The sequence below is a fragment of the Snodgrassella sp. B3837 genome, assembly GCF_026535955.1.
GTDB classification, from domain to species: Bacteria; Pseudomonadota; Gammaproteobacteria; order Burkholderiales; family Neisseriaceae; genus Snodgrassella; species Snodgrassella alvi_E.
Window position 1 is genome coordinate 223,402 of the sequence record NZ_JAFNPI010000006.1, and the last position, 17,439, is coordinate 240,840.

Consider the following 17,439-nt stretch of genomic DNA (forward strand, 5'->3'; position numbering starts at 1 on the left):
ATGCATATTGATAAGTAGGGTTTATTACAATAAATGACCAAACTTACCAAAACAACTAATATTTATGAATGATCATATTAATTAATTTTACTTAAACATAGACAACTCGTTTTAAGGTATAAAAATTATGAAAGCTTTTAAACCTATCAACAATGTGCGCGAAATCCGTAAAAAACTCGGTTTGAACCAGATTGAATTTTGGAGTCAGGTAGGTGTTACACAATCCGGCGGTTCTCGGTATGAAGCAGGCCGCAACATTCCGAAACCAGTTCGCGAACTGGTACGGCTGGTACATGTTGAACAGCTGGAATTAAGCAAGCTCAATCGCATAAATATGGAAGTTGCCGAATTACTGAAAAACGAGCATCCAGATATGTATCAACAACTTAAAGCAAAAGTAGAAGGAAAATAAATCCTTCATTAAGCCCCTTAAACAAAGCTCCGCACCAGATATTGGGCGGAGCTTTTAGCTTGTTAGCTAAGCATTCAGTATTATAATAAAGGCCTGCAAAACAAACAGGATTTTTCCATGACACACACAGCATCTTCCCTGATGCCTTATTTCGGACTGATACGTGTAAGCGGCGAAGATCGAGCAACCTTTTTACACAACCAATTATCAAATGATATCAATCATTTGCCTGCCAACCATGCTTGTTTGGCTACCTACAATACAGCCAAGGGTCGCGTAATAGCCAATATGCTGGTACTTAATCGAGATAATGATATTATTATATTAACCTCAGCCAGCCTCATCGACACCTTACAAAAAAAACTGCAAATATACATCATGCGCAGTAAAGTAAAACTGGAAATCATGACAGACTGGGGTGCAGCAGTCAGCATACCCGAAACGATATCCACAGCATCAGAACCACAGTATGTATTGCCAACTAGCCAGACCAATCAAATCTGGTCCATCACCTTGCCAGATGGCTCAATTATCCAGATTGGACAAACCAGCCAACTGCCCCCGTTTAATGCAGAAGTTATAGAATCATGGAAATTACATGAAATTACCAGCGGTAATCCATGGATTAGCAAAGAGACCACAGAAACCTGCGTTGCACAAATGCTTAATCAGCAACTAATAGGTGCTGTTCATTTCAAAAAAGGCTGCTACCCCGGTCAGGAAATCATCGCCCGCGCTCAATACCGTGGTCAGGTAAAAAGAGGGCTAGCACTTATGGAAATAAACGGTTCAGTTTCAGCAGGTAAACCAATTTTTGACAACCATAATGAAGAAGTCGGACTAATAATCAATCAAGTATCACAGCAAACTTCTACTCTGGCTTTGGCAGTAATCAAACACAGTGCAGCCGAATCAGAACTAAAATGTGACAATAATATTATTGTTATAAAAAAATGTTTTTTTAATCCTGCTAATACAGAAAATTCTTAAGCATTAAATGATGCCCTGAACTTCTGATTATGTACTGACTTAAAATACAAGGCTACACATTTCAAAGCATCTTTTCATGCAAAAATAATAATTTGTTTTTTTTCGCTAAACCACACAATTAACAGTTCTAATATTAATCTGTGCTACAATATAAACATTCTCACAAGACGGCCGTAGCCGTCTTGTTTTATTGTTTGCAGAATACATAAAATCATGAGCCAGATTGCCCAAGAGGCGGCACGCCGCCGTACATTTGCGATAATATCCCACCCTGATGCCGGTAAAACCACCCTCACCGAAAAGCTATTACTGTTTTCTGGTGCCATTCTTTCCGCAGGTACAGTAAAAGGAAAAAAATCTGGCAAATTTGCCACTTCAGACTGGATGGAAATCGAAAAGCAACGCGGAATATCTGTAGCTTCTTCAGTAATGCAATTTGACTACCGCCAACATGTGGTCAACTTACTTGATACACCTGGACACGAAGATTTTTCTGAAGATACCTATCGTGTACTCACTGCAGTTGATAGCGCTCTGATGGTAATTGATGCTGCCAAAGGTGTTGAAGCACAAACCATCAAGCTTTTAAACGTCTGTCGTTTACGTGATACCCCTATCGTCACCTTCATGAATAAATACGATCGTGAAGTGCGGGACTCATTAGAATTGTTGGATGAAGTAGAGAATATTTTGCACATCCGCTGCGCTCCGATTACTTGGCCAATTGGAATGGGCAAAAACTTCAAAGGCGTATATCACATCCTTAACGACGAAATATATCTGTTTGAAGCTGGCGGTGAAAAACTTCCTCATGAATTTGACGTTATCAAAGGCATTGATAATCCGCGTTTAGATGAACTTTTTCCCATTGAAATCCAGCAATTACGTGAAGAAATCGAATTGGTACAAGCAGCATCCAACGAATTTGATTTAGATGCCTTTCTGCGCGGTGAACTGACACCAGTATTTTTTGGTTCTGCCATTAATAACTTTGGCATACAGGAAATTCTTAATGCTTTGATTGACTGGGCACCAGCGCCACAGCCACGGGAAACCTTAGAACGCGTTGTCGAACCAACTGAAGCCAAATTCACTGGTTTTGTCTTCAAAATTCAAGCTAATATGGATGCTAAGCACCGCGACCGTATTGCTTTTCTACGCGTTTGCTCCGGAGAGTTTACTCGCGGTATGAAAATCAAACATCTGCGCCTGAACCGTGATATTGCTGCTTCCAGTGTGGTGACTTTTATGTCTCACACCCGCGAATTAGTTGAAGAAGCATTTGCTGGCGATATCATTGGAATTCCCAATCATGGCAATATCCAGATTGGTGATAGCTTCACTGAAGGCGAACGTCTTACCTTTACTGGTATCCCCTTTTTCGCTCCCGAGCTGTTTCGCGCCGTGCGGATTAAAAATCCATTGAAAATGAAACAGCTACAAAAAGGATTACAACAGTTAGGCGAAGAAGGTGCTGTGCAGGTATTCCGCCCCCACAACGGCGGCGACCTTATACTTGGCGCCGTTGGCGTATTGCAATTTGAAGTAGTCACTGCCAGACTAGCAAATGAATATGGCGTTGATGCCGTATTTGAATCTGTTAGCATCTGGTCAGCACGCTGGGTATCCTGTGCAGATCGGAAAAAACTGGCCGAATTCGAAAAGGCCAACGTACTCAATCTTGCTACTGATGCCGGTGGCAACCTTACTTATCTCGCGCCCAACCGTGTTAATTTAACTTTAACTGAAGAACGCTGGCCAGATATCCGTTTCCATGAAACAAGAGAATTAACAGCGCAAATAAACGAATAACTCATTCATTTTTTAATTCAGAAAAAGCAGCTTGTCAGATACATTACAAGCTGCTTTTTTATCACTAAAACAAATCTGAAATATCCTATGTAACTAAAGCATAAATGTTCAATAAGTCCAATTAAAACCCAATAGTATATGACTTCTTATATAAAATTGAGTTAAACTACTTAATGCTTATAATAATATACTAATGGTATTCTAATATGATAAAAGATCCAGTAATTGCCGAAGAAATCAGAGATTTAATGTTTAAAATAACAAACGATTTAAACCAGACGCTTTTTAAAGTCCAGGATTGTTGTCCTGAAGAAGAATTCAGAGCTTACAGAAGAGTAGTCGGAAGAATTATGGGAGAAATGCTTGATTTCCTAGAGCCTGCATTCAGGGAGCATCCCGAACTCAAACCCAAGGAATGGGATTGAAACAAACTATAAACAATTACTTATAAATAAAATGGTTAATATTGTTTTCCCTACAGAACCATTACTTATATTTAACCGGTTTTAGCCGGTATATTAAATTCATCTTCAATAAAAATAAATCATTTTTATAATCAAATTTTAAAATAAATACTAGCAATTCAGATAGATATTTTTGGAATGAATCAGCAGATTTTTTTCAGCCCTACAATCAATATTAACAAGAATAATTAACCCTGATACTTTCTATAATTACAAGCGTTATAATATCGACTTACATTCTTATCAAATAAAAACATCATGCCACTACCCCTATCTTCCGACGAACTTCAGCTAAACATAAAATCTGATCTGGTATTACGTGTAGGCAAAATATGTCTGGCAGCGGGTACCGGCAGCTACCGTATCAAACAATCTATGCGCCATGTAGCCAGTATGCTGGGAGTAGAAAATCAAGCGCATATTACACTAACCGAAATCAATTCCACCTGTCGTAGTGGCAAACAGTTTAAAACCGAGGTAACCAACATACAAAGTGTAGGCATTAATACCAATAATATTCAATTACTGGAAACACTATTAATTGACATACAAAACCGTTACCAACAAATGAGCGAAAGCGAATTGATTCGCTATCTCGACCAATCTCTGGCGAAAATCGAAAACCAACCGGCTTTATATAATCTTCCACAATCTGCATTATTTGCAGCTATTGCCTGCTCATCATTTACTTTTTTAATTGGCGGAGGGCCGGTAGAAATGCTGGGCGTATTTATTGCATCCGGCTTCGGGCAGGCTCTACGGCGTACGCTGTTACACAAGCACCTGAATCAGTTTGTGGTTACCATGCTGGCAGCTGCTGTGGCTTCAAGTTTATATTTTATGATTATCGGCATCAGCTACATATCATTAAAAATTAATATTCAACATACTGCCGGTTATATAGCTTCAATGCTGTTTCTGATACCCGGTTTTCCACTAATTACCGGGGTACTCGATTTAGCCAAACAAGACTTTTCTTCTGGAATCCAGCGTGTGGGTTATGCGGTGACAGTGATTTTTTGTGCCACTTTTGCTGCCTGGATTGTAGCAGCCGGCATACACATGGCACCAGAACCCATGCTGACTCCTACTCTGTATCCCATATGGACAGCCTTTTTTCGTTTGCTTGCCAGCTTTTTTGGCGTGCTGGGCTTTTCATTATTGTTCAATAGTCCGATTAAAACAGCTTTGACAACTGCATTTATCGGCATGTATGCCAATACTTTACGCCTAGAATTAATTGACTTTACCAACATTCCTATACAGGGAGCTTCATTAATAGCTGCTTTCATTGTTGGTCTCAGTGCGTTTTATTTTAGCCATCACAGTAAATCCCCACGTATTGCTTTGTCTGTACCGGCAGTATGTATTATGGTACCAGGAATTTATATGTTCCGAGCTATGTATTTTCTCCAGCAAAACGATATCATTAACGCCATTAACTGGGGTGCACAAGCCATGCTTATCGTACTTTCTCTGCCCCTAGGTTTGGTATTGGCACGTGTTTGCACAGATAAAGAATGGGCATTCAATCAGTTACCAGTTAATGTAAGAAAGTAGTTCAAATCTTGATATTTTCTTAGTTTTATCAAACTTAATAAATATTATTCTGCAAGGAAAAAATCATTGGAATAGGCTACTGAGGATATCACATCAGACACTATTTTAATTAAACATTGAATATTCGATTTATCACCCTATCCAACTTTAATCTGAATCTGCATATACTCATTGATTAAAAGATAAGGCAATCAATGTGCCCAAAATTTTAGTTTATTACTACATAGTTAAAAAAAAGATATCCAATCGCTTGGATATCTTTTTTTTGGAATTCTGGTGCCCAGGAGAAGACTCGAACTTCCACACCATTGCTGGCACATGGACCTGAACCATGCGCGTCTACCAATTCCGCCACCTGGGCTTTTGCATATATTGCAACTTTCAGTTAAAGTATGTCTTTAGCTGAGGAAATGCATTATATATTCTCTAAAGAGATTGTCAATACTATATGAAAAAAAAATCAGATTTACGCCATCAAGACCCTTATTTAGAACGAGAATTACAGAGATATCCTAATCCTTTACCCAGCCGTGAGTGGATTATTGCCGTTTTGGAAAAAATCGGCATTCCTGTCAAAATCAATGAGCTGGCACAAAAACTCACCATTACTGAGGATGAAAAAGAATTTTTTGAGCGCCGCCTGACTGCTATGGCACGTGACGGACAAATTTTAATCAATCGTCGCGGTGCCGTCTGTGTCGCTAATAAGCTGGCTTTAGTAAAATGCCGAGTGGAAGTTCACAAGGATGATTTTGGTTTTGCAGTACCTTTAAATCCAGGTGATGGCGGTGACTTTGTACTCTATACCCGCCAGATGCGTGGGTTGATGAACGGTGACATTGTTACGGTACGACCAGCAGGCACAGATAGACGCGGTCGGCGTGAAGGTCAGGTATTGGATGTGATAGAGCGTGCCAATCAAGATGTAGTCGGCCGCCTGGCTATAGAGCATGGTGTCGCAATGCTGGTGCCAGAAGACAAGCGATTAGGAGCCAGTATTGTGCTCCAGCCTGATTCATTGGGTAAAGCGAGAACTGGACAAGTGTTGGTAGCCAGAATTGAATCTTATCCTAACGCAACACAGGCTGCAGTGGCGCGGGTAATAGAAATTTTGGGGGATTATGCAGACAGTGGAATGGAAATTGAAATTGCTGTTCGCAAACATCATTTACCTTATCAATTCAGCTCAGAATGTCTGACGCAGGCAGCTAAAATACCCGATCACGTAAAGCCTACTGAGCGAAAAAACCGAGTTGATTTGCGCGAGTTGCCTTTAATCACGATTGACGGTGAAACTGCCCGAGATTTTGATGATGCTGTATATGCTGAAAAAATTGGACGTAACTATAGACTTCTGGTTGCAATTGCTGATGTCAGCCATTATGTTCAGCCCGATGATGCAATTGACCGTGATGCTCAGGATCGCGCGACCAGTGTTTATTTCCCGCGCCGTGTCATTCCCATGTTACCTGAAAATCTTTCAAACGGAATATGTTCACTTAACCCTAATGTTGAGCGTTTGTGTCTAGTCTGCGATATGGTTATCACTTATGCCGGCAATATAAAAAGTTATGAGTTTTATCCAGCTGTTATGCGTTCTCATGCGCGCCTGACATATACACAGGCCTGGGACTGGATTAGTAATGATCAGTTTGACGATCCGCTTAAATTGCATGTAATGAATTTATATAGGCTGTATAAGATATTATTGAAAAAACGTCTGCAACGTGGTGCTGTAGAATTTGAAAGTATTGAAACGCAGATGGTTTTTAATCAGCAGGGTAAAATTGAACGAATTGTTCCAGTTGAGCGCAATGAGGCTCATCGGCTGATTGAGGAATGTATGCTGGCAGCAAATGTTTGCGCCGCAGAATTTCTTAAACAGCACAAGCACCCTACCCTGTATCGTAATCACGCTGGTCCAACCAGTGAGCGTTTAAATACATTGCGAGAACAACTGGCATTGCTTGGCTTGAGTCTGAATGGTGGCGATCACCCAACACCTAAGGATTATGCTGAGCTGAGCGAAAAAATTAAAGACAGAGCGGATCGCAATGTTATCGGTGTGATGCTATTACGCTCAATGCAGCAGGCAGTATATGAGCCTCAAAATATTGGCCATTTTGGTTTAGCATATCCTGCTTATACACATTTTACTTCTCCGATTCGGCGCTATCCCGATCTGACTGTACATCGTGCCATCAAGGCTGTTTTACAGCATAAGCAGTATCAGCCAAAATCATGGACTGAGCTTGGAGTACATTGTTCTTTGGCTGAACGTAAAGCTGATAATGCGAGCCGTGATGTTGAAAACTGGCTTAAAACTTACTATATGCGTGACAAAATTGGAGAGGTATTTTCCGGTACAATTTCCGGCATGGCCAATTTTGGATTGTTTGTTACGTTAGATAATGTCTATATTGACGGTATGATCCATATCAGTGATTTGGGTGAGGATTATTTCAATTTTCATCCAGAATTAATGGCCATTATTGGAGAACGTAGCGGTATTCGATTCAAACTGGGCGATAAGGTTACCGTAAAAGTAGCACGAGCCGATCTCGATACCAGCCGAATTGATTTGGTATTAATCAGTGCCAATAGCGGTAAGCGACGCCAGAAAAATAGTGCCCAAAAAATTCAGAATAAACTGAATGTCTCTTCTTCTGGAAAGACACAAAAAGTAACTAATAAAAAGCAAAAGACAAACAAACTAAATTTAGGAAAAAGCCAGCATCCAAAGTCTGAAAAACGTACACGCAGGCAATCCGGCAGCAAAAAAACCTAATTCTAATTTTATCTTTTATCCATTCATTTTTTAAATAACTATTCTTAGCTGAAAAGCAGCTTAGTTGATATTGCATTTATGATAAAGCTTCTATTGTTGTATCTATGGAAGCTTTTATCTTATTCGTTCAAACTTACTATATTTAATGGCATCTAGGTTTTTATATTACCAATACTAGATAATAGAGAAGATGTATAATTTTAATGCTTTAGTTTATCAATTTATCACAGAAAATTTTTATCTAACTCTTAAAAGTAAATTTTTTAAGCCCAATGATATTGGTTGGAACTTTTGATAATACAAAATCATCGGGCATTTTTATTCTGTCAGGAATACATTGATTAGAATAAGAATAATAAAGAAAAAGCCTAAGTCTGTCTCAACAGATTTAGGCTTTTTATAGATATTAAGATTCAACAGATTGAATTCTTAACAACTTATTTGTTTTTACCAGTAGCTGAAGCAATGGCCAGATTTTCTTTACGACTCAGAGCAACGCAAGTTACGCCTTCCGGTAACACCAAATCAGACAAGTGGCGGATTTCACCAGCGCTAATAGTAGCAACATCCAGTTCCAGCACCGCAGGAATATTTTTCGGCAAAGCATTTACTTCTACACTGGTAGCCAGTAGAGATACACGGCCACTCTGCAATTTTTCTGCTGGAGAAATAGCAGCGTTCAGCAGATGCAGTGGTACGCGGATATTGATGGCTTTATTGGCATCAACAGCCTGAAAATCGATATGTTGTACCTGTTGTTTAAACGGATGCATTTGGAAATCACGTACGATAACGTCGTAGGCTTTACCATTTACGTCCAGCTTGATAATGGCAGTATGGAAAGCTTCTTTTTCCAGAGCATACCATAAGGTACGGTGATCAACAGTAATGGCTACCGGCTCGGTGCCTTCACCGTACAATACAGCTGGTACTTTACCTTCGCGACGCAGGCGGCGGCTCGCACCAGTGCCCTGAGCTTCACGGATTTCTGCTTTAATTTCGTAAGACATAACTACTCCAAGGTTAATCATGCCGTCATCGGCCGCGACCAGCTTAAGACGGCATCTGGGGGATTAAGGGAGAAACATCGCTCCCGGTATGGCCACATCTTCGTTAAAGAGATATGACACGGATTCTTCGTTGCTAATACGACGTACTGTTTCAGCCAATAAGCCTGAAATGCTTACCTGACGAATTCGTTCACAATTCTGAGCAGCTACGGATAATGGAATGGTATCGGTTACCACCACCTGATCGATTTCTGATGATGCTATACGCTCAATGGCTTCACCAGAAAATACCGGATGTGTAGCATAGGCCAATACGCGTTCGGCACCACGTTCTTTTAGTGCAGAAGCTGCTTTACACAAGGTATTGGCCGTATCAATCATATCGTCAATAATCAGACAGGTACGATTCTGGATTTCACCAATCACATTCATGACTTCTGCTACATTAGCTTTGGGACGACGTTTATCAATAATGGCTAAGTCAGTACCCAAAGTTTTGGCCACAGCTCGCGCACGAACTACTCCGCCGATATCAGGGCTGACTACAGTGAGATTATCAATGCGCTGTTTTTCAATATCATGCACCAGAATCGGGGTAGCATAGATATTGTCAACTGGTATATCAAAAAACCCCTGAATCTGATCGGCATGCAGGTCCACGGTGAGCACACGGTCGATACCAGCAGAATACAGCATATTGGCTACCAGTTTGGCTGAAATCGGTACCCGCACTGAACGTGGACGACGATCCTGACGAGCATAGCCAAAATAAGGAATGGCAGCGGTAATCCTGCCAGCAGAGGCACGTTTGAGTGCATCAGCCATGGTAAGGATTTCCATCAGGTTGTCATTAGTTGGCGCACAGGTGGACTGTACGATAAATACATCGCGCCCACGTACATTTTCCAGTAACTCAACTGCGATTTCGCCATCTGAAAACTTTCCTACAGAGGCTCTTCCCAATGAAATGTCCAAATGTCTGGCTACGTTATTAGCCAGCTCTGGGTTCGCATTGCCGGTAAACACCATCAAACTGTCGTATGCTGCCATTTCTGTTGTACCTGAATCCTGTTTTGGTTTGCTTTGGTTTGTGTGAGGTAGATTAAACATTAATCTATGGCTTTCTTCGCACCTAGAATACAGGTGCTTTGTCATCAAACAAGTAGGGCATAATTTTCAGATCAAGCAATTTTACTTACTCTATCAGCTATTATGCTTTCTCGTTACCTTTAATTTAAAAGTAATCACCACTTCTTTTGAAAATATTTGCCGGTATGTAATGGTTTGCTGCAGTATCAGGTGTGAATCAGGTTTCATCAGCGGATATTAGTCATTGCAGATAGCAGCATGATAAACAACCATATCCCTATCACGGTAACTGAATCTGTATGTTTTGCAATCCTTTAACCGGTTTGTCTACCACTAAATTATAAACGTTTATTCCTTGATGCAATTTCGTTGCGTCTAATCGATGCCTGTTTTGCATCAACCAGACTATGCAAGCAGCAGATTATACCACTTTTGGCGGGGTAATCATGCTTTTACTCAATGGTTTGTCATTTAAACATTAAATAAGCGTGTAAGTAGACCTTACACGCTTATCTGAATTTGGCTGGGGAGGTAGGATTCGAACCTACGCATACCGGAATCAGAATCCGGGGTCTTAACCACTTGACGACTCCCCAAAAGGGTTTACTACTATATTATTCCAAGTGTGGCTGGGGAGGTAGGATTCGAACCTACGCATACTGGGATCAAAACCCAGTGTCTTAACCACTTGACGACTCCCCAGTGTTTACATTAACAACTGGCTGGGGAGGTAGGATTCGAACCTACGCATACTGGGATCAAAACCCAGTGTCTTAACCACTTGACGACTCCCCAACAACACACATCATTGATAAAACGGATGCCTCGTCAGGGAAGCAACACAATACGTCTGATGCGCGTCAGAAACTTTATTGTAAACAGCTTGAGCGGCACTTTCAGAATCAAATGACAAAAATACACATGCTCCAGAACCACTCATCATGGGTGAACCATACTCAGCCAAAGCTTCAAATGCTTCCCTTACCGCTGGATACTCAGCTAAAACAACGCTCTGCATATCATTGCGCCAGTGCTGTCCTGCTTGAAAGTCTGGCATTATGCGTGGCTTGGAATTTCGTGTCAAGTCTTTATGTGCAAAAATTTTCGCTGTACTGATATGCACTGGTGGCTTGATAATCACATACCATTGTTTTGGCAAGCATATAGGCACCAAGTCCTCACCAATACCGCGTGCAAATGCATTCTGTCCGAAAATAAAAAATGGCACATCAGCACCTAGTTGTACGCCCAAATGTAGTAACTGGTTTTTAGTTAGATTCAGTTGCCAGAGGCGATTGAGTGCCATTAACACCACTGCCGCATCAGCACTACCCCCTCCCAGTCCTCCACCTATGGGAATCTGTTTGTTTAGCCAAATGTCTGCTCCATGCTTGATGCCGGTATGGCCGCGCAGCAATTGTGCAGCACGTACACATAAATCCTGCTGAGATTCGACACCAGATACGGGCGTATGCATGGTTATGCTGCCATTGGTGTTTTTTCTAAGCCAGATATGGTCATACAGTGCTATTAAGGTGAAAATGGTTTCAAGCAAATGATAGCCGTCTGCGCGGCGACCGATAATGCGTAAATCCAGATTCAGTTTGGCAGGTACCAAGAAATGGCTGGCATCAGCCGCTGGCTGAAAATTATCCATATTATGCTAATTCCTGAGTTCAGGATGTTTTATGCCGTAATTCACATTTGGTTGATGATTGGCTTGGAGTATCAGTATATTCATCAAAAACTAGCCTGATATCAAAACGTGCATTATTCAGCTCTACAATATGGGGACTACGGCTATTTATTTGCGGCTGACGCTGAATAATCCAGCCAGACTGTTTGAGTTTGCCGTCGGGTAGTAGCTGGTAGGGTTCATTCTCAATCCAGTATCCTTGTACCCATTGGTTGAGATGATCAAAGGGTAGTACAAATCCAAGCATACGTTGGCTTAATTCTTCAATGCTGCTGGCGGAAAAAACTTGACCTTTGCTGTCTTCAGCAATAACGCCGTCGCTGTCCTGACATAAAACCCCTACGCTATTGCCCAGAGGTGTTTTTACTTCGATGGTTTGTACTAAACCTAAATTCTGCCAACTGAAGTTGGCGTAGATTCCTTTGCCCTGGTCTTTGATGGCAAGCCGGCCTGAACTATCAAATCCGGATAATGTCTGTTCGTGACCTGCCTGCCAGTCTGAGGTAGTGGTAATTTTCTCTGGTGCCATGCTGCTACAGGCGCTTAAAGCTAAGCTTATAACGGCTGCTGATAGCTGAAGACACGGTTTGCGCAGCAATGAATACATATTATTCCGTTCTGGTTCCTAGTATCGTTTATATATCAATATGGTTTGATTACTAAGTTGATATTCTGGATACAGTCTGCCTGTTCATCAAATGCTGCCGCATATATTGCCATTGCGGTAGCCTCTTAGGAAGTTCAATTAAAATCCGGCTTTCAGACTCATTTAATTAATAGTCTGATTAAGGTTTATTTACTTTGCTCTGTCTGCTCTGATGCTGCTTTGTCAGACAGGCTGGCCGGATTGACAGCAAATTTTTTTAAGGTCTGCTGTAAAACTTTTTGGTCAGAATCCTGATAAGTCAGGCCTTGTGCCCAAACCTGCTTTGCCTGCTGTTGTTCACCCATTTGCCAAAGGACTTCTCCCAAATGTGCAGCAATGGCACTTTCTTTTGTATTGCCATAGGCAGTACGCAGCAAAGGTAAAGCTTTTTTGGAATCACCATTAAGATAATACGCCCAGCCCAGACTATCTTGAATAGCGTAAGAATCTGGTTCAATCTGATAGGCATGTTGCAGAATGGTTAGTGCCTCAGCCCAATGCCGTTTTGACATACTCAGCATGGTATAGCCTAATGCGTTGTAGCCTTCTGCATCATCCGGTTTCAATTCGGTATAGGCACGAAAATCCTTGATTGCTTTTTTTGGCTGATCAAGTTTTTCTGCATAAGTTATTCCGCGGAAATAGAGTATAAGCACTACCGGCAGATTGTTTTTTGTAACGACGGCCTTTTTCTGTGCCTCTTCTAGTTGCTGAGTCAGTTTACGCACATATGCCTTGGGTTCAAGCGTTTTAGAATCAATGTATATGGATAAAGCCTGTGGTATGAATACGCCTTCAAAATACAGCGGTTGTTTACTCTGATTCATGCGCTGAAGCCACTGCTGAGCTGCAGCCAAATTATTTTGTTCCACTTCAAGCATACCCATCAGATATGCTTTATCAGTGGCAAATTTATTCTCGGTAACTTTACTTAGCCATTCACGTGTAGCAGGAAGATTTTTTTCAGAAAAATAGCGTGAGGCTGCCATATATGCTGCTTCACTCCGCTGAGTTGCATTTCCTGTCTGCATGACTTTGTTGATGTTGTCGATAAATGCGGCAGATGTACGTTCGTCATTAGAATATAAAGCACTGGCTTGTTGCAGATAAAAATCCACATTTGACTGTGATGCTTCTTTTTTCGCTGTATTTAGCGGCAGGCTGTCTGGCTTGATACCATGTTTATTTAGAATCTGACTCAGTATTTTACGGTCGCTTTTAGGCTTAAGCCAGCCTTGAGACCATATTCGACGTGCATCTGATTCTCTGCCCAGATGCCAGTATACTTCGCCCAAATGGGCAGCCACTTCACTTTCCGGCTGCTGCTGATACGCATACTCAAGCAAAGGCAAGGCTTTCTGAGCATTACCATTTAAATAATACGCCCAGCCCAGACTGTCGTTGACAGCAGGGGACTGACTACTTAAGGCGTAAGCGCGCTCAAGCAGTACCTGAGCTTCGTGCCAGTTTTCTTTCGGCAAACTCAGTAAGGTATAGCCCAACGCATTCAGGCCATCTACTTGATCTGGCCGCATTTGTACAAAGCGGCGCATATCGGCAACGGCTTTAGCTGGCTCGTTAAGTTTATCTGCGTATAACAAGCCACGCAGAAGTAATAAAGGTGGCACATTTTCTGTGCGCTCTTTTGAATTACCCTGCTCTGCTTTGGCCAACATTTTATTCAGATATTGTTCGTACTGTCGGCTGGTGAGTGAAGAGCTGTTAACGAATGTTTGTAGTCGTAATAAATCGGTCGCGCTGAAGAAAATCCCTGGATTTTTGCTTGCCTGAGCTTTGTTCAACCATTTCTGCGCAGCTGACCAGTGTTTTTCTTCCGCTTCGAGCGAACACATCATAAGCGCTTGATCAAAAGCAAATTGGGGATCATCAGCTTTTGCCACCCATGCACGTGATGCTGCTAGGTTGTGTTCATCATAATAGCGCATAGCTACCATGATTGCCGCTTTACTGCGCTGATTGCGGTTACCCAGTTCGGCTATTTTTTCAGCATAAGAAGCAATAGTAGCGGTGTCCGCTTTCTGACTAACGGCGAGGAATGCAGCCTGCAAATAAAGATCGGCACTTTTGCTTCTGGCCAGCAAAGGTTGCAGGGTCTGATAGGCTTGCTGCAATTTGTTATTTTTAATCAGTAACTCTATATATAAACTTTGCCATTTAGAAGGCATACTATCTACACCGGTTTGCTGATAGAAATCCAGCAGATATTGTGGCTGTTTAATATTTATTAAGTTTAGAGTGAGCTGGCTAGCCGGAAAAATATCGCTATCTAAACGCACCAGTGCCTGTAATGCTTTGATGGTCTGCTCTTCATGTGCACCGGTTACCCCATAGATGGCATCAGCAATCATAGCTTCGGCCATCTCAGGATGTAGTAATGCAGTTTTGTGGATTGGCGTATTCAGTTCATCCGAGGCATTCAAGTGGTTCAAGCGAAATTGTGCCAGTTTTAAAAACAGCCGACGCAGCTGATAATCGTTGGCATGAGATAAAACGGCGTCTGTGTTTTTGACTACTTGCGTGAAATCGTTTTTGGCCAATGCCAGCTCCCACAACAGGCGCTGTCTAGCAGGAGTTTCATTTGGTTCGATTTGCTTCCAGCGCTCAGCAATAGCTTGCGCTTCGGCTATTTTATTGGATCCAAGAGCCATTTCCATAGCACGTTCAGCAACTTCAGGCTCCTGTGTATGTTCGAGCATGCGCATGTCTGTTGCCAATGCGATATCGCTTTTTCCCTGCGAATAAATAAGTTCGCTAGCAAAGAGGGTGAAGATGTCATTAGCACGGCTAGCAATAGTAAGACGCCTTTGTAGTGATTCAGCATCATCGGGTGAAGTAATTTGGTTTACCCGCTCTATTCTGGTCTGAATCGAGGGTATTGATGTCGGCCGTTCTTGAGTATTGCCCGCATTAGCCGCACTGATGGCGATTAAGCTCATAACAATCGGGGTAAGGCGATGAATCCAACGAGGCATTAAACTTCTCCAAATATGCTGATCAGTTGTTGTAAAGACTGATTTTAAACTAATAACAATTCTATTACGGTATGGGCTGTTTCGATTTATTCAGCTAAATCAGATGTCTGTTCATTTATGTTATGCAAACAATCTTGAAAACCGGCCGTTGCCCGCTTAATAACTATTTTTCATTGCGGTAAAGTAATTTGCTACTTTACCACAGACATTTTTGGCTGCGCATACATCTAACAGTTTTATCTTACTGCCCATGGCAGAGGTATACACTTTCAAATTTATTTTCATGATGATATTGTGTCGATTTTATTCAGAATTTTATCATTAAATTATGCCCGAACTTCCTGAAGTTGAAACCACTCTGCGAGGAATTGCGCCTTATATTGTGAATCAGACTATTGACTGTGTTGAAGTGCGACAGCCACGGTTGCGCTGGCCGGTGATGGAGAATCTGAGTGCGCAACTTGAGGGTGAAATAGTTGTTTCGGTGAAACGGCGGGCAAAATATCTGTTAATTGGATTAGTTTCAGGAACCTTGATTATTCATTTAGGTATGTCTGGAAGCCTGCGTATTTTTACTGACTCCAGCGCGCCAGCAGTGAAAAAACATGACCATCTGGATATTATGTTTACTAATGGCACTTTGCTGCGCTTTCATGATCCCAGACGCTTTGGGGCGGTCTTGTGGTTTGTTGGCGTAGTTGAACACCATCCTCTATTGGCTAATTTAGGACCAGAACCTCTAAGTGAAAAATTTAATGAGGAATATTTGCAGCAAAAACTGGCTAAACAAAAGCGAGCGATTAAACTGGCAATTATGGATAATCATACGGTGGTGGGTGTAGGCAATATTTACGCCAATGAGGCACTATTTCGCTCCGGCATTCATCCTGCAGCAGCCGCCATGAGCTTAAACAAAATTCAGGTTAATGCACTGACTAGAGCTATCAAGCAAATATTGGAGGAAGCAATTAATGCTGGTGGGAGTACGCTGCGCGATTTTGTAAACAGTGCTGGTAATAGTGGCTATTTTCAGTTACAACATTATGTATACGGACGAGCTGGAGAACCGTGTTTAAAATGCGGCCATCCGATTGAGAAAATGGTATTGGGGCAACGTAGCAGTTTTTATTGCCCTCATTGCCAAAAATAACGACAAATAACAATGACATTATCAAAATCTACTTCTTTTTTTACCCGCTATAAACGTATTTTTAAACTGGCATTGTGGCTACGACAAACCATCAGACGGGTTAATCATTTTGAGCAACTCAGTGCAACCGAACGGAATGGAGAACTGGTTTCCATTGGAAGAAATTTGCTCAACATACTTCATATTAAGGTAGAACCGCAACAACCTCTACCAAATACAGCCAGTATGCCGTGGCTGACTGTGGCTAATCATGTGAGTTGGTTGGATATATTTGTGCTGATGGCCTATATACCAGGCGGGTATATTGCCAAACAAAGTATTCAGTCGTGGCCTATATTGGGCAAACTTGCTACTAATGGTGGTACCGTCTACATTAACAGGCTGTCACGGCAGGATATTAGCCCTGTGATTAAAGCTATCAAAGAAGCTTTGCTGCAAGGCAGAAATGTGCTCTTTTTTCCCGAAGCGTACACCTCTGAAGGTTTGACCACCTTACCCTTTAAAGCTGCTCTATTTCAAGCCGCCATTGATGCAAATCGGCCGGTAATGTCTGTTGCCATACGTTATTACGATACACAGGCCAAACGCACACCTAAAGTAGCCTTTGCCGGTAAAACCAGTTTGCTGCGCAGTCTGTGGAACATAGTTTCGATACCTGAAATTACAGTAAAAGTGGATTTTGCTGAACCACTAATGATTACAGAAAATAAACATGCAGATCGTTTTCAACTTAAAACGATGGCAGAAGAATTTATTCAGCAGAAAGTTCTGAGCGACAGCCCGCTGGCTACAACTTTCGCAAACAAAATGAACCGTGAGCAATAGTATT

At 41.7% G+C, this 17,439-nt stretch carries 13 protein-coding genes and 4 tRNA genes; 8 read left to right on the forward strand and 9 right to left on the reverse strand.

Going from position 1 to position 17,439, the window contains the following annotated elements:
- Positions 1-127: 127 nt before the first annotated feature.
- The 5 genes from J3U67_RS02005 (at position 128) to J3U67_RS02025 (ending at position 5,238) form a co-directional block, all read left to right on the forward strand.
- Positions 128-412 carry a helix-turn-helix domain-containing protein gene (locus tag J3U67_RS02005; RefSeq protein WP_100140121.1) on the forward strand — a complete coding sequence of 95 codons (285 nt, stop codon included), beginning with the start codon at positions 128-130 and terminating at the stop codon, positions 410-412.
- A gap of 117 nt (positions 413-529) precedes the next feature.
- A complete protein-coding gene (locus J3U67_RS02010; protein WP_267403578.1) occupies positions 530-1,402 on the forward strand; it encodes a YgfZ/GcvT domain-containing protein in 873 nt (290 codons plus the stop codon).
- A gap of 213 nt (positions 1,403-1,615) precedes the next feature.
- Positions 1,616-3,214: a peptide chain release factor 3 gene (locus tag J3U67_RS02015; protein ID WP_267403580.1), complete on the forward strand. Its 1,599-nt coding sequence runs from the start codon at positions 1,616-1,618 to the stop codon at positions 3,212-3,214.
- 206 nt (positions 3,215-3,420) lie between these two features.
- The gene (locus J3U67_RS02020; RefSeq protein ID WP_267390238.1) at positions 3,421-3,639 is read left to right on the forward strand and encodes a hypothetical protein; all 219 of its coding nucleotides are present in this window, start codon (positions 3,421-3,423) and stop codon (positions 3,637-3,639) included.
- A 297-nt stretch (positions 3,640-3,936) separates the two neighbouring features.
- Positions 3,937-5,238 (forward strand): threonine/serine ThrE exporter family protein, encoded by a 1,302-nt coding sequence (locus J3U67_RS02025; protein ID WP_267390237.1) that lies wholly within the window; start codon positions 3,937-3,939, stop codon positions 5,236-5,238.
- 274 nt (positions 5,239-5,512) lie between these two features.
- On the opposite strand, the gene J3U67_RS02030 is transcribed toward J3U67_RS02025, so the two are convergent.
- Positions 5,513-5,599: transfer RNA gene (locus J3U67_RS02030), tRNA-Leu, on the reverse strand.
- Between the two features lie 87 nt (positions 5,600-5,686).
- Here J3U67_RS02030 and rnr point away from each other — a divergent pair.
- Complete coding sequence (gene rnr, locus J3U67_RS02035) at positions 5,687-8,026, forward strand: ribonuclease R (protein ID WP_267390236.1); 2,340 nt, start codon at positions 5,687-5,689, stop codon at positions 8,024-8,026.
- 437 nt (positions 8,027-8,463) lie between these two features.
- Here the strand turns inward: rnr and J3U67_RS02040 are convergent, their stop codons facing one another.
- From J3U67_RS02040 to J3U67_RS02075, 8 genes are all read right to left on the reverse strand, one after another.
- Complete coding sequence (locus J3U67_RS02040) at positions 8,464-9,036, reverse strand: 50S ribosomal protein L25/general stress protein Ctc (protein WP_100140116.1); 573 nt, start codon at positions 9,034-9,036, stop codon at positions 8,464-8,466.
- A gap of 63 nt (positions 9,037-9,099) precedes the next feature.
- Complete coding sequence (locus J3U67_RS02045) at positions 9,100-10,086, reverse strand: ribose-phosphate pyrophosphokinase (RefSeq protein ID WP_100140241.1); 987 nt, start codon at positions 10,084-10,086, stop codon at positions 9,100-9,102.
- Positions 10,087-10,645: 559 nt separating this feature from the next.
- Positions 10,646-10,721, reverse strand: a tRNA-Gln gene (locus tag J3U67_RS02050).
- 30 nt (positions 10,722-10,751) lie between these two features.
- Positions 10,752-10,827 (reverse strand) — tRNA-Gln (locus J3U67_RS02055).
- Between the two features lie 17 nt (positions 10,828-10,844).
- Positions 10,845-10,920, reverse strand: a tRNA-Gln gene (locus J3U67_RS02060).
- 10 nt (positions 10,921-10,930) lie between these two features.
- Entirely contained in the window at positions 10,931-11,782 is an 852-nt protein-coding gene (gene ispE / locus J3U67_RS02065; RefSeq protein WP_267390234.1) for a 4-(cytidine 5'-diphospho)-2-C-methyl-D-erythritol kinase, read from the reverse strand.
- 19 nt (positions 11,783-11,801) lie between these two features.
- Positions 11,802-12,428, reverse strand: coding sequence for a lipoprotein insertase outer membrane protein LolB (gene lolB, locus J3U67_RS02070; protein WP_267403582.1), 627 nt, complete (start codon positions 12,426-12,428; stop codon positions 11,802-11,804).
- A 185-nt stretch (positions 12,429-12,613) separates the two neighbouring features.
- Positions 12,614-15,460 (reverse strand): tetratricopeptide repeat protein, encoded by a 2,847-nt coding sequence (locus tag J3U67_RS02075; RefSeq protein ID WP_267403584.1) that lies wholly within the window; start codon positions 15,458-15,460, stop codon positions 12,614-12,616.
- A 328-nt stretch (positions 15,461-15,788) separates the two neighbouring features.
- Between J3U67_RS02075 and mutM the strand changes: the two genes are divergently transcribed.
- On the forward strand, positions 15,789-16,610 hold the full coding sequence (gene mutM, locus J3U67_RS02080; RefSeq protein ID WP_267390231.1) for a bifunctional DNA-formamidopyrimidine glycosylase/DNA-(apurinic or apyrimidinic site) lyase: 822 nt from the start codon (positions 15,789-15,791) through the stop codon (positions 16,608-16,610).
- Between the two features lie 12 nt (positions 16,611-16,622).
- Positions 16,623-17,435, forward strand: a complete 813-nt coding sequence (locus J3U67_RS02085; RefSeq protein ID WP_267403586.1) for a lysophospholipid acyltransferase family protein — start codon at positions 16,623-16,625, stop codon at positions 17,433-17,435.
- Positions 17,436-17,439: the final 4 nt, after the last annotated feature.